Origin of the sequence: Leptothoe kymatousa TAU-MAC 1615 (genome assembly GCF_018739865.1) — a bacterium.
Classification (GTDB): domain Bacteria; phylum Cyanobacteriota; class Cyanobacteriia; order Phormidesmidales; family Phormidesmidaceae; genus Leptothoe; species Leptothoe kymatousa.
Window position 1 is genome coordinate 153,289 of sequence record NZ_JADOER010000011.1, and the last position, 14,339, is coordinate 167,627.

At 36.3% G+C, this 14,339-nt stretch carries 11 protein-coding genes; 5 read left to right on the forward strand and 6 right to left on the reverse strand.

The window, feature by feature from the left end; translation table 11 throughout:
* Window positions 1–64: 64 nt before the first annotated feature.
* From IXB28_RS12300 to IXB28_RS12310, 3 genes are read right to left on the reverse strand one after another with little or no spacing between them, the layout of a single operon-like run.
* Window positions 65–823 carry a glycosyltransferase family 2 protein gene (locus IXB28_RS12300; protein WP_215618893.1) on the reverse strand — a complete coding sequence of 253 codons (759 nt, stop codon included), beginning with the start codon at window positions 821–823 and terminating at the stop codon, window positions 65–67.
* A complete protein-coding gene (locus tag IXB28_RS12305; protein WP_215618894.1) occupies window positions 820–1,830 on the reverse strand; it encodes a glycosyltransferase family 2 protein in 1,011 nt (336 codons plus the stop codon). Before IXB28_RS12305 ends, IXB28_RS12300 begins: the two co-directional genes overlap by 4 nt.
* A 13-nt stretch (window positions 1,831–1,843) precedes the next feature.
* Window positions 1,844–3,625 carry a glycosyltransferase family 4 protein gene (locus IXB28_RS12310; RefSeq protein ID WP_215618895.1) on the reverse strand — a complete coding sequence of 594 codons (1,782 nt, stop codon included), beginning with the start codon at window positions 3,623–3,625 and terminating at the stop codon, window positions 1,844–1,846.
* Between the two features lie 179 nt (window positions 3,626–3,804).
* On the opposite strand from IXB28_RS12310, the gene IXB28_RS12315 reads away from it, so the two are divergent.
* From IXB28_RS12315 to IXB28_RS12325, 3 genes are all read left to right on the forward strand, one after another.
* The gene (locus IXB28_RS12315) at window positions 3,805–4,656 is read left to right on the forward strand and encodes a glycosyltransferase family 2 protein (protein WP_215618896.1); all 852 of its coding nucleotides are present in this window, start codon (window positions 3,805–3,807) and stop codon (window positions 4,654–4,656) included.
* A 150-nt stretch (window positions 4,657–4,806) separates the two neighbouring features.
* Window positions 4,807–5,547 carry a class I SAM-dependent methyltransferase gene (locus IXB28_RS12320; protein WP_215618897.1) on the forward strand — a complete coding sequence of 247 codons (741 nt, stop codon included), beginning with the start codon at window positions 4,807–4,809 and terminating at the stop codon, window positions 5,545–5,547.
* Window positions 5,548–5,692: 145 nt separating this feature from the next.
* Window positions 5,693–8,851, forward strand: coding sequence for a glycosyltransferase family 4 protein (locus IXB28_RS12325; protein WP_215618898.1), 3,159 nt, complete (start codon window positions 5,693–5,695; stop codon window positions 8,849–8,851).
* A 299-nt stretch (window positions 8,852–9,150) separates the two neighbouring features.
* Here the strand turns inward: IXB28_RS12325 and IXB28_RS12330 are convergent, their stop codons facing one another.
* Both IXB28_RS12330 and IXB28_RS12335 read right to left on the reverse strand, forming a co-directional pair.
* Window positions 9,151–9,555: a hypothetical protein gene (locus IXB28_RS12330; RefSeq protein ID WP_215618899.1), complete on the reverse strand. Its 405-nt coding sequence runs from the start codon at window positions 9,553–9,555 to the stop codon at window positions 9,151–9,153.
* Window positions 9,548–10,315, reverse strand: coding sequence for a hypothetical protein (locus IXB28_RS12335; RefSeq protein ID WP_215618900.1), 768 nt, complete (start codon window positions 10,313–10,315; stop codon window positions 9,548–9,550). The genes IXB28_RS12330 and IXB28_RS12335 overlap by 8 nt, the downstream gene beginning before the upstream one ends.
* A 364-nt stretch (window positions 10,316–10,679) precedes the next feature.
* Here IXB28_RS12335 and IXB28_RS12340 point away from each other — a divergent pair, with 364 nt between their 5' ends.
* Together IXB28_RS12340 and IXB28_RS12345 are read left to right on the forward strand one after the other, a co-directional pair.
* The gene (locus IXB28_RS12340) at window positions 10,680–12,191 is read left to right on the forward strand and encodes a glycosyltransferase family 25 protein (RefSeq protein WP_215618901.1); all 1,512 of its coding nucleotides are present in this window, start codon (window positions 10,680–10,682) and stop codon (window positions 12,189–12,191) included.
* A 139-nt stretch (window positions 12,192–12,330) separates the two neighbouring features.
* A complete protein-coding gene (locus IXB28_RS12345; RefSeq protein ID WP_215618902.1) occupies window positions 12,331–12,999 on the forward strand; it encodes a hypothetical protein in 669 nt (222 codons plus the stop codon).
* 11 nt (window positions 13,000–13,010) lie between these two features.
* Here the strand turns inward: IXB28_RS12345 and IXB28_RS12350 are convergent, their stop codons facing one another.
* Window positions 13,011–14,273, reverse strand: coding sequence for an ABC transporter ATP-binding protein (locus IXB28_RS12350; RefSeq protein WP_215618903.1), 1,263 nt, complete (start codon window positions 14,271–14,273; stop codon window positions 13,011–13,013).
* Window positions 14,274–14,339 lie beyond the last annotated feature (66 nt).

Below are 14,339 nucleotides of genomic sequence, written 5' to 3' on the forward strand. Positions count from 1 at the left end.
TCTATACACGAAAATTTAATTAACCAAAAACGAACTCATGACACAAAAAAAGCATACTTTTCATTCAAATAAAAAATCTAAATACAGAGTATTTTACCCTCGCCTTAAAACAACGAAAATCTAAAATAGCATTAATCACTCTATAGTTATTAACACCGTTTTTTTGATTTGCCTTTTTCTCTTCTTCGAAAAATTTTTTAATATTGGATCCAAGGCTACTCAAACCATTAAGATCATATTTCACCCATATCTTGTCAATTAAACAAAAACTATGACTTTTCAAAATCCGTAACCATAGATCATAATCCATACGAATTTTGAATGTTAAATCGAAACTACCAATTTCATCAAAAATATCCCTAGTAATAAAGGAAGCTTGATGAGATAACATTGCCTTTACGTGAAGCGGTTCGTGATTTTTAAAGGCTCTCTTGGGTATAGTATTTCTACCAAATTTAGCGTAACCCGATACTATTTTACAATGACTATGTTCCAAAATAGTGTTGCTAACTTCTTTCAAAATGCCATTTGTAACAAAAGTATCCCCCGCATTTAAAAAATTGATCCACTGACCACTAGCTATTTTCAAGCCTTTATTAAAAGCATCGCTTATACCTAAGTCAGGCTCACTAACACAAATAGCTTTTTGCTCTAGAAATGTTATCTCATTTAAGATTTCCTCATCTGAATCACCATTAATAACTATATACTCAAAATCATCATAGGTCTGACTTAAGACGCTGTTTGCAGTCCTACGTAAGCCTTCAGAATCATTTTTGACAATTGTAATGATTGAAAATTTAGGATTTGATAATAAGTTCATCTCCACAACACAAAAATAAATTTGTTAGTTACCCGACTGAAGATTCTTTTAAGCGATTTTTTAGAAGGCAATACTTTTTTAACTCTCAACTTCATTTTTGAAATAACTGGTTCAAGAGCAAATATTAAAACGCCTTTTATATACGCTTTTATTTTTTGTTTTGGTGGACAATATTTGCTAATTACAAATATCCGTGGCCATAAAGTTAAATGAGATTTTTTATGGAAGAAAGTATAGAAAAATTGTTGAACTCGATTCTGAAAGCGCGGTTCCGACGGAGAAAGAGACTCCCCTGGAAGTGGGCAGTCATTATAAACGACTATTTTAGGAGATACATAAGCTTTAATTCCTGACAATTGGGCACGCATTACAAACTCTGAATCTGCATGGTAGTGTGGCGTATTTACTTCATCATAAAGACCAATTGTTTCAAATACTGATTTATGAATCAACACACCATTACCAGGAGCAGCCGTAATTTCCCAAAACTCTTCGCACATTAAGTGAGATGGTATTGAATCTTCCCAAGTTGCATGATAACTCAGACCAAATAAATCACGAGTACCCCAATCAGAGTAAGAACCTAGAGACCAAATTAAACCTGGTGCTTTAAAGAAATCAATTCGACTAGCAAGAATACATAAGTGATTATCTTGAGCTAACGATAAAAGATTTTCAACATAGGAAGGATTTACATAAGAATCATCATTTATTGTCAAAATGTAGTCACAGCCTTCTGCAAGGGCAAACTCTATCCCGCGATTTGTCGAAGCCGTCCAATAACTATCATCGTCAGTAGATACTAAATCTACATTAGGAAAACTCGATAATAAGATATCTTGCGTACCATCTGATGAATTAGCATCTACTATCACAACCCGAAGGTTACGATACGTTTGTTGATTAAAAAATTCTAGAAACCGCTTAGTTATTACTCTACGATTACGACAAGGAATAACTGCTGCAACTAGAGATTTTGAGTTTTGACTGGATAGGTGGAAAGACATTCTTCAATAATCGCTATAGACTTAAAGATGTTTTGATATATTTAGCATTTGCAAGAAAGTTATTTAGATATTGATAAGTACCTACATAAGAATCTAGTCCTTGGCTAGTCGCTCTTAGCAACATATCCGAGAAAAATGATACTCGGCTTAATTTATTCGCTTCGTATGTGTTGATTAAATCAATTCCAGTCAAAGGCAAAATTAACGAGGTATCTATACTGTCCCTAAGTATCTTGATAGCCGATAGATCATCTCTAAACTCTAAGGTACTCATAGCATTGAATGCACAATCTATGACTTGAGATAAATCGTTCAGTGTAGATACGATCAGAAAGAACTGTGTATCAACCACCGAATCAAACATATATGAATAAGCTCTAAAATAGGAAGAGCTACTATTAACTCTGTAAAAAACACGTTTATAGTATGTTTGATTGAAATCATTTTTTTTGAGTAAGCTACTATTTTCTAAAAATGATTCTCTGGGAAATAAGAAAACTACTTTATATAGATTCTCTCTTTGGTGTTTAATTTGCGCACTGAATAATTCAAGTACTTGTGAGCAATCAATAGAATGTTTTTCAGATAATAGGTTAAGATCAATAATTAGAGTAAGTTGCGTATCGCTGGATAAAAACGTACTAGATATATTTTGTGAATCCAGCTTTTTACGTTGGATATCAAACTTCCGATTATGAGCCTCAATAGTCCTTTCTAATACTTCGATAGTCTTTAGTGCTGTTTGTTTAGGAGAGTATTGCTTGGAAAACTCAATAGCTTGTTGAACTCTTGTTTGATTATTTTTTTGATTGGCATCACTAAAGAATTCAAGAATATCTTCTGAGATCGCAATCGAATCATATGGATTCTTAAAATAAGCGATATTGCTACTGCAAATTTCAGAGATTGCAGGTAAAGGGCTAGCTATAACTGGAACCCCAAATTCCATAGCATCAACAACAGGTATGCCAAACCCCTCATATAAGGAAGGAAAAACCATCACACTGGCACCTTTTAATAAGGCCACTAGCTCTTCATTACTCACATGGCCTGTGATCATAATGTCGTCAGTGAGATTTAGCTCTCGAATTAAGCTAGAAACCGCACCTGAGGATAATTCATGGGTAGCCCCCGTAAGAACTAACTTGAAAGACTTAAACCTTGATTCTCGAGTTTTTAGAATCCAAAAAGCTTCAATCAAACGACAGTGATTTTTATGCCTCCAAGGGATAGCAGGATACAGCAAGTATTCAAAATTTTCCAAAGGATTAGGTAACGTCCCTACTTCATCCTTAAAAGACCGAGAAAGATACCCAGCAAGGTATGTCACATAAACGGAATTCTTATCATAGAGTTTTTGAATAAGAGAGCGCTCTGCTTCAGAAATAGTAATGATAGAGTCCGAACGATTAATAGCGTAGCTGTAGTGAATATGCCGCTGCTCATAAACACCACCCTTGAAAAAATGTGGCAACACTTCATGCTGGACATCAAGGATAGTAGCAACAACTGGCTTTGTAGAAGAAACAAATTCTGGAACTAACTCATTTAAAGGACATAGATAGATATCGCACCAGGAAAAGTAATGATGAACATTCGAAATCTCATTAGAGACCAAGGGCACAAGCTTTAAGTTAGGAATAACTGAAAGGTCTGAAAAATTCCTAACGTTAGTAAGCACACGAACTTCTTGCAACGATGCAAGTTCTTTGAGCAAATGGTATACATATTGGCCAGCACCACCGGCTCCCTGCTTACTTGTAAGTAGATTGACACAGTTAATCAGTATTTTCATATTGGGTTTCCCTGCACCTCGTTAATCTCGAAGCCTTACAGCAAAATAGTTCAATAAAAAGTACTAATTCCAATACTTACTTTTTCCTACTGAAAATATTTTCATCACATCATCCACACAGCGAGTTTGAGTTTTCAAGGAATATGATAACCTTCCAGTAATAAGATTTTTATTCATTGATGAAAGAACTTTCCATTACGATCATCACTATCTGCAAGAATGCTCAATCGACGTTAGAGAAAGCGATTGAAAGTGTACTATACCAAAACTATAAACACATACAATATATAGTGATCGACGGAAAATCGAGTGATGAAACTCCCGCAATTTTAGAAAAGTATTCTGAACGAATTGCTAAAATCATCAGCGAGGAAGATAGTGGAATTTATTCCGCTATGAACAAAGGGATACGCTATGCGGAGGGTGATTATATCTACTTTCTGAACTCAGATGACTTCCTAGTCGATGAACATGTGATCAGTGATGTAGCTAATTTTATTACCCGTCATCCAAATAGCGATATTGTCTATGGCAATCTGGAGATAAGAGATATAAATGATGATAGACAAGTTCTAGCGTCACCGGAACCATCGCAAATTTTAAGGACTTTAGTCTCTGGCGCAATGCATCATCAAGCAACGTTTGCCCATCAGAGAGTCTTTGAGGAAGTTGGTGTCTTCAAGGAAAAATATAAATCTGCTGGAGACTATGAATGGTGGATTAGAGTAGCCTCTGAAGAAAGCTTATCTAAAGCATATTATGACCGTGTCATTGCCTCATATTTTGTAGGTGGCCAGTCTAGTAACTTAACGCTTGCACTCCAAGAGATGTTTGAAGCTCAAAATAACGCAGCAATCTATCAAACTAATCATTGGTTAAGTAAGCGAATTCGTATATATCAGGAAATAATCAAGGAACCCCAAGGATTCTGGGATCTCGTTAGAATCAAAGAAGAACCTAACGAGATCCCAGGACTGGCAAAATTATCCTTTTTTCAGAAAATAAAACGCAAGCTGAGAAGCATATTTTAATCTCATCAGGTTTTCTGAAAATCAAAACATTCATAATACCTATGATATTCTGATTTTCAGAATAGTCGACTAGACGTAAGACTTTTCAAAGACTGAATGAAAACATTAAATGTCAGGTTTAGACATTGCTCTTACTCCTAATTTTTTACTATGGACTACAACAAATATCATGCAGAGATAGCTAACAGTTATCTTGATGTCGCCTTGAAAGAAGTTCTGGTTGTTGGTTGCAATAGAGGAAAAGATGTCCGTTATTTCATAGACTTTGGAGCTCAAACAGTTTGCGGTGTCGATGTCATTGATGATATTGGCTCAGAGTATGCACACGAAAACGTCGAATACCACAAAATTTCTGTTGAGGGTTTAAGCTTTCAGGACAATTTATTTGACCTAGTATATTGCTTCGCAACGATGGAACATGTTCCAAATATCCAACGAGGTTTCTCTGAGATGGTCAGAGTAACTAAACCAGGAGGAGTTATTTACTGTGTTGCATCGCCTTTATGGAATTCACGCCAAGGCCATCATTATTCCCATGTATTTGATATTCAAAAATATCCCTGGCTACACCTCAGAATGAACAAAGAAGAGATTAAGCAGGGATGCCATAATGGCACAATAGAGTACCCTAGACATATGACCAACATCAATTCAAATATTGACTACATGATGGATGCTAAAAACTTTAACTTTTCTTTTGCAAAAGAATATATCGATATTTGCAATCAATTTTTGAACGTCGATATTATAAGGAATGATTTAGATTCCGAGCCAGAAGAATGTCTGGATTACTTAAGTGAAGATAAATTAGATAAACTTATGCAAAAAGGGTTAGACTCTACTGAATTATTGGCTTTGACCCATACTTTTATTGCCACTAAAAAAGACTAACCAAATCACCTTTCACTATATATTGAAGGTATTAATAGTAGAAATATATAAACTATTGCCTAGCAACCCCAATCATGTAAGAGTATTTTTAATTCTAGATTTATCCCTCAGTGGTTTGAAATTGTCTTGAGAATTAGGAGTCTGCATGTCTAAAAGTCTTCTAGCTAACGGTTCTGAACTTGATAAGATTATCCCACCTGAAATTGCCGAAGATGCTTTTTATGCGTATTTAGTGCAGCTTTGTCAAGAATCGTCAGTGCAGACTATTTTAGAAATCGGTTCTTCGGCAGGCCAAGGCAGTACAAAAGCCTTTGTCTCGGGAATTCAAGCCTCAATACATTCCACCAATAAACAACTATTTTGCATTGAAGTTTCTAGAGTGAGATTTGAAACACTTCAGAAATTTTATCAAGATGAGTCGTTCGTCAAATGCTATAACTGCTCATCTGTACCCATTTCTGACTTTCCCACTCGTAGAGAGCTAGCTCAATTCTATAATGCATTCACAACGGGTTTAAATGCCTATTCTCTTGATGAAGTATTTCGATGGCTCGATCAAGATATTGAATATGTTAAAAGGCAATCAGTCCCTGAAACCGGAATACGGAACATTAAGCAAGAGCACAATATCGCTTTCTTCGATCTTGTTTTAATAGATGGATCAGAATTTACTGGTGAAGCCGAATTAGATGAAGTCTACGGGGCTAGGTACATTTGTCTCGATGATATCAACACCTATAAAAATCATGAAAATCACAACCGACTATGTGAGGACAAAAACTATGAATTAGTTATAGAAGATAGATCGACTCGCAACGGATTTTCTATCTTCAAAAGAATTGGTGATGCACCAAATATAAATAATAATATTTCAGTGCATTTTTTAACTATTGTTTTAAATGGACAACCATTTATCTCTTACCATCTTGAAAATGTTTTCAAGCAGCTAACATTCAATTGGCATTGGCACATTGTAGAAGGTGTTGCAGACTTAACTCACGACACAGCATGGAGTTTAGACGGTGGCGGATCAATAGACAGTAGCATACATAAAAACGGATTAAGTTCTGATGGGACAACCGAGTACTTAGACAGTATTATTCAACAGTTTCCAAACAATATCAGTCTCTATCGGAAAGAAGGTGGTGCTTTCTGGGATGGAAAACAAGAAATGGTGAATGCACCACTGCAAAACATTAATGAAGAATGTTTGCTATGGCAAATTGATGTTGATGAGCTATGGACGCCAAGACAGATTACACAGGGGCGTAATTTATTTATCGAATATCCCCACAAAATGGCAGCATTTTATTGGTGTCAATACTTTGTCGGCCCCGATTTAGTTGTCAGTAGCCGCAATTGCTACTCCCAAAATCCAAACCAAGAATGGCTCAGAACTTGGCGATACAAACCAGGTATGAGGTGGGCTGCTCATGAACCCCCAATTTTGGTTGAGGAGACAGAAGATGGTACGGCAAAGAAGAATATTGCGAGAGAGTTTCCATTCTCTCATAAGCAGACAGAAGCTAAAGGACTAGTTTTTCAGCATTTCGCGTATGTTTTATCACATCAGCTGGCCTTTAAGGAAAAGTATTACGGCTACAACAATGCTGGCTCATTATGGAAAAGCCTCATTACACAAACTAGATTTCCAGTCTTCTTAAGAGATTACTTTGACTGGGTCAATGACAATACAATTGCCGAAAAGGCAAGTTCCTTAGGGATTCAGCCTATATTTATTCCTGATCCTCAGTCTGAAAGATTAGGGTACTTCGCTAGTTTTAATGAGTCACAAAACAGCTCTTCACAGATCAAACTAACAGCAACTCCTCACGCCCCTGTAGTCGTTATTGATGGAGTCTTCTTCCAACTCTTAAATTCAGGAATTGGACGTGTATGGCACATGCTTTTACAAGAATGGAGTCAATCTGACTTTGGTCAACATATTTTAGTTCTGGATCGAAATAATACTGCACCCAAAGTTCCAGGCATTCGTTATCGTGCAGTTCCAGCATACGTACCTTCAGCACCTGGACGCGACAGCTTAATGTTGCAAACAGTTTGTGCCGAAGAAAATGCGGCTATGTTTCTATCAACCTTCTACACCACTCCGACTACAACGCCGAGCGTCATGTTGATTTATGACATGATTCCCGAAGTCATGAACGCTGATATTAAGGACTGGCAAGAAAAAGTCAATGCTCTTATGCATGCATCCGAGTATTTAGCTATTTCTGAAAATACAGCTCGTGATTTTCAGACGTTTTATCCGTCTCTTTCAAATAAACCAATAACAGTAGCCCACTGTGGCGTATCAGAAACCTTCAAACCTGCAAATGAAAAACAAGTAAGAGATTTTAAAGAAAAATACAATATCAACAAACCTTTTTTCTGCACTGTTGGGGAAAGGCTTGGGTTTAATGGATATAAGAATGTCGATCTGTTCTTTAAGGCATTTGCGCTTCTAGAAAATAAATCTGATTACATGATCGTATGTATCGGAGGTAAAGACGCGCTGGAGCCTGAACTAGCCAGCATCGTTAATGGATTAGATGTTAGTGTACTCAGAATAAGTGACTCTGAGTTAGCAAGTGCGTATACAAGCGCTGCAGCGCTTGTATACCCATCAAAATATGAAGGATTTGGGATGCCTATTGCTGAAGCCATGGCTTGTGGCTGTCCTGTAATTACTAGCAAAACTTCTTCTATCCCTGAGGTAGCAGGGGATGCAGCAATCTATCTAGAAAATCTAGACATAGATAATATGCTTAGTGCGTTAGAGAAAATTCAACTCGATGAAGTTAGAGAATTTTCAGGATCCCAAGGACTTATACAAGCATCCAAGTTTTCTTGGCAGCAAATGGCAGATATGAGTTCCTCGTCCATCTTACGAGCCATTAAGAACAAGAATGATAACTTCTTCGAAAGGTCTTGGCTATGGAATGAATTGCGCAGCATGCAACAACAGATTGAAGGGACAGAAGGAGTTGCTAATTTTTTATATTCACCCAATAATTCTCTCAACACAGATATAAAGGCTGAAGGCAAGACGACTACCACAAGCTCTACTAGCTTAGACGTAAAGACTAAGCAGCGTCTTGAAGACGTTATTGAAGAAATTAATTTGCTTGAAACAAGCCGCCGTTGGAGATTACGAAATAAATTAATTACCCTGAAACAAGTAATTATAAAAAGCGAACAACCAAACTTTGTAATAGACACTTCAAAAAGTGTAGAAATTCAGATTAAACAAGCTGAGGATAAATTACGTTGGATGAAAACAAGCAAGTTTTTAAATGATTAGATTTAGGTCTTCTCAAGAATAAGAACCTTAATGTACAAGTCTTCTTCGACAGGAGAAAAAAGAGTCTTGAAATCAGAATAGCTGACCTACTTACAGGCATTCTAAATAAAAAGCTCACAGGACTTTTACATTAAATTCTCGCATTTTTTATAGACCCAGAGCACTATAGATAGAGCCTAATCACTACTCTTTACAGTACATATGAATTGATGTGGGCAGAGAATAGTAAGCGGACTATAACACTGAAAAGTTAAGATGCTGACCTGGCAAGCTGCAGTATGATGGATAGATTGAACTACCTATTTATCACCTATAAATGTCACATAGAAGAAAGTATATAGCTTCCCAAAAACACTTTCTTTAATTTTCAATAGTGTATCCTGGCAGTCTTTCAATTCCTTCTGAGAATACTGTAATTCGCACTGGGTCGTCTCAAGCATTAGCTGGCACTGATGAAGTATTTGTTGACATTGAGATAAGTCTTGATGAGATATATGTAACTGTTGCTGAGTACTCTGCAATTCTTGTTGGGAGGTATATAGAGTCTCAAATAACTCGCTTAATTGGCTATTTTTTTGAGATAACTCGGCTGTCAGTTCACCATTTAGATGATTTAGTGCCTCAACGCTTTGGTCACGACTATGAACTATCTTCCACAATAGATGCTCACTCGTGCCATCTTCTTTTTCACAGCAGTTACTCATATCCCAACAGTAAGTTAGCTTCTTGAATTTTTTCGTTCTTACTATATTCGATCAACTCACTCTCCACTTGACCAGAGACTGCAATCATACCCAAATGATATTTGCTAGGCTCTTGTCCTGGGTTATTATCACCCGTACATTGATGATAAGTATGAAATTTATCAACAAAGATAGGGTCATAAAATGCATCTAGTTTCGAGCATATCCGTTGTAAAACGCTACTAGGATTTTCACAAAAATCTTCGTAATGAAATATTGGGAACTTAGAAACAGCCGCAGCATAAGAAAGATAAGCTGAAGCAAAATCATCTGTTGAAATCTCGGAAAACTGTTGAAACGTCCGTTTAATAGACGCTAAAACAGTTTCTGCACGTCTCGAAAATACTATCCCAATAGGATTTACCCCCCCCTGCTTCAAGTACAGATCTTGCTCCAATACTTTACTGGGAAAAGCACCAATCGCAACATTTGATAGAAAATTAACTGAAACCCAATCTCTAATAATTAACCGCCTATGTGTAGCTTGCGCGCAGTGATTTAAATATAGAATTTTTTCAACATAGTTCTTTCCCAAAAAAGACTCATAGTCTGCTTTAGAAACTAAATCAAACCAATCTATGGCTTGACGATCAATATCTAGCACAGAAAGATACGGATTAATTTCAGACAATACTATATTCCCACTAATTCCCCCTAAACATCTGTTTAAGAGGGTTCCACCAGAACGAGCAAAAGCATAATAAACAGGAATTTTCTCCATACAATCTTCCATTTCTATTAATATATAGAAAATAAAAGTAAGCCTTTTATTAAAACAGCTGAACTAGTAATTATAGATTACACATAAAATCTAAGAGGCCTATAGCAAAGTGAATATAAAGCTATAAAATATTTTGAAGAGACTTTTACAACTAAAAATATAGTGCTATCAAGAGTCATATCCATACATACATGAAAAAATGAGCTTAAACTTAAGTATACTCTCAAAAATTAGCAGATCAAAATCATAAAACATAATTTACTTCAATATTTTCAGAAGTATGTCTTGCAAAAAATAAAATCTTAAATAGCCCTTAGAATGAGTTGTAGAAATCACCTTAGGCCTACATAAATTAGTCAACATTATGCGAAGTTGGATAAAACGTTCTACCGATAAGTATTTCATCAAGCGTTTTATAAAAAATTTTGATGTTCTGATTTGCATAAGCTTAAATAAGAGTCTAGACAGAAGAGCGTATATAAAAAAGCACTTCAAAGAAAGAGGAATTGAAAACTATATTTTCTTTGATGCGACTAGTAGTACAGATCCCATTGTTGATGAATTCTACTCAAAGGCTCTTGTACAAGAATATCCCCCATGCTTCAGGTGTGGAATGTACACATGTGGAGACGACAATTGTAATAATGTATTAATCAGACCACAAGTTGCTACTTTCATCAGTTATATTCGCTTGTGGAAATATATAGTTAAAAACAGATTTCAATGTGTCTTAATTACTGAGGACGACGTTAAGTTTACCAATTACTTTCCTCAAGTAGCACGCCAATTTATTTCAGATAAATTTATAGACAAAACAAATATTAAAGGTGCCAATCCAGTTCTATTACGTCTGGGCTGGGCATTAAGTGAAGACCATCAGTTTAATGGCAACTTAATCCTGAAAAAGAATAGTTGTCAAATGTCTAACCCATGCCATGCGATTAATGGAGCTGCAGCAAAAATTTTGCTAAAAAACTTTCATATAATTGCAACTACGGTGGATATATACCAACATCAGTCTATCCCCCCAACGATACTTTCAAGTTATACAGTTTATCCCCCAATCAGCTATGAACTCTCATGGAGTACAGGAGAATTAGATTCATTAATACATCCTAAACAGAAGAGAATCTCTTATCTTGAAAAAGAGCAGCCTCAAGAACTAGAGCTAATTTCAATAACAAAAAAAGCACTGCAAGAACATCGCGCTCATATTTTATACAGAAAGCTTCTGATCATCGGACATCCTAGATGCGGCTCTGGTTACATGAGTAAACTCCTCAACGCATTTGATCTAGATATCGGACATGAAAGTATGGGGAAAGATGGCATATCATCCTGGATGTTTGCAGCTTCTGACTCTTCATATCCATATTTCCAAGATGAATATTCACGCTCAAATAATGACAAGTTTTTCCAATGGATTATTCAACACGTCCGAGATCCCAGAACTGCCGTTCCTAGTATTATGCGAGACAATACATTTGCACCAAAATCTTATGAGTTTCGACGAAAACATATTTTTCAGGAATTCAATATAGATCTCAATCAAGCACCATCAAATTTCCAACGCGCAGTCTTAAGCTATATCTATTGGAATAAACTTATCGAAAAAAACAAACCAAGTTTGATTGTAAAAATAGAAAATGCCGAAAGCAAACTATTTTCGTTCTTACAGGAGAGCGCAATTATAGATCTAAGTATTATTCCAAAAGATTTACCTGAGAAATCAGTCAATCAAAATAAGCCTTATCAAGGCAAAATATACTCTAAACCCACGATCAGAAATTATCATTGGCAAGAACTATCCAAAAGTCTAGCTTGCTTAATAAATGAACAATGTGAACAGTATGGATATGCTCTTATTGAGTATTAACGAACACACATTGATGAATTTAATATAGAGAAATAGACGTTAATGGGAGCTGACCAAAAATATGAATTTGGATAGATTAAAAGGACTAACATTAGATCCCATAGGATGGACAAAATCATTAGACCTCCTGGAGCCAGTCATGGCTAATGCTGAACCTCTTCCTTGGTGGACTTATCCTAGCATAGAGTTTATCAGCCATATCCTGAACAAAACGCATGTTGTATTTGAATATGGCTGCGGCAACTCTACGTTATGGGCTTCACAATACGTCCAACGTATTATCTCTGTAGATCACAATTCTCAATGGATTGACAAGATTTCATCTCGCTTAGCATCCCCTCATACAGTGATAAAGAAAGGGAGAGCACAAATTCAGAAGCCCGCTTATTCTAATATTCACGAAATATATTTCAGTCAAAATCCTAGAGAGTCATTTGACTATGACGAAGAGAAAATTACAAGACGAGGTTTAAACGATAGAGAATTCATCGAATATGTAGAGGAAATAAGCAGACATCAGATTCTTTTCGATTGCATAATTATAGACGGAATGGCAAGAAGATTATGTGCATATTATGCGCCTGAATATCTAAAAAAAGATGGTTTCATTATTTTTGACAATTCAAATAGAAGCGATTACATGGAAGGTTATAAATACCTTCTAAGTTTAGGTTTTTATCATGTACCTTTCTGGGGGCTTGTTCCTGGCGCAGAGTTTCCCTCATGCACATCTATTTTCGCTAAAAGTCACAACATATTTAAAGGAGTAAGCATGCACTCTTCCATTTTTGATATTCCAGAATATTAGACATGGAACCACTACAAACTGAATGAATCTGTCTTTTCTAGTGCTGATATTGCCATATCAGTTAATCCTAGAAACCTTCTAACTTTTCCAGGTAAAACTTTTAGAGCTAGGGCTCTTGGCTGTTTATCAACTGGGTAAAACACTGAATGAGACTGCCTGTTTTCCAACGCAATTGTCAAAAAGTAATCGCCTGGTGCAAGATTAGCGTTGAATGAAAAAACAATATATCGACACTGCTTCTCTTGAATATTTTTATCGTTTGGTATATTCAAAAAAACAGATTGCCCACTAATCGTTAAAGACTGCTTACTTTGTATATATAGGCTGACAGCTGGGTTACTTAATAAAGTTAAGTAAGAAACGTTGACTTCTAGCGTAACTTTGTCTCCTACAGTTGCAACTTGACTATCACCAGTCCCCTTATTCACAAACTGGGTGCTCACAATACGACCTTCATCTGTTCCAAACGCAATTTGACTATGTGAGCTATTAGATGGCTTGCTCTTGATAGCATTCTTTCCATAAGATTGCTGTTCTTGGGCAGATCGAATCTGTAGAAAGTAATATTCAGTTACTGTACTTGTATCACCAACTTGTACGATTTTTCCATTATCTAACATCAAAGCAGTCCGGCAAACCGACTGAATGGCACCAATATCATGTGATACCAATACGACCGTAGCTCCATGGCTAATAAGTTGTTTGAGGCGCTCAAAAGACTTTAGCTGGAATGCAGTATCACCAACTGAGAGTGCCTCATCTACTATTAATATTTCAGGTTGAATTGTTACCGCTAATGCAAATGCTAAACGTACATACATACCGCTAGAATACGTCTTCACTGGTTGCTGGATAAAATCTCCAATATCAGCAAAGCTAGCAATACTATCTAATTTGCCCTGAATTTCCTCTTCCGAAAGTCCCATTATTTGACCGGAAAAGAACACATTTTCTATGCCAGTAAACTCTGGGTTAAAGCCACTACCCAATTCTAGTAGAGCTGAAACCCTCCCTTGAACTTTCAACTGTCCTTTGGTCGGTTGTAGTGTTCCAGCAATAATTTGTAAGAGTGTACTCTTGCCAGAACCATTTCGACCAATGATGCCAATCGTTTCGCCCTTAGGGATTTCAAGATTAATATCCTGAAGAGCCCAAAAATCTTCTGACCTTTGCTTTCCTGGCAACAATAGCTCTTTTAATCGATCCACCGGACGGCGATACCTTTTAAAGACTTTTGAGACATCTGTAAGAGAAATTGCAATATCGTCAGCCATAAAAAACCCAAAAATAATTGTTGCGTATAACCGACATCCTAAAATTTATATACAACAGATACAGCT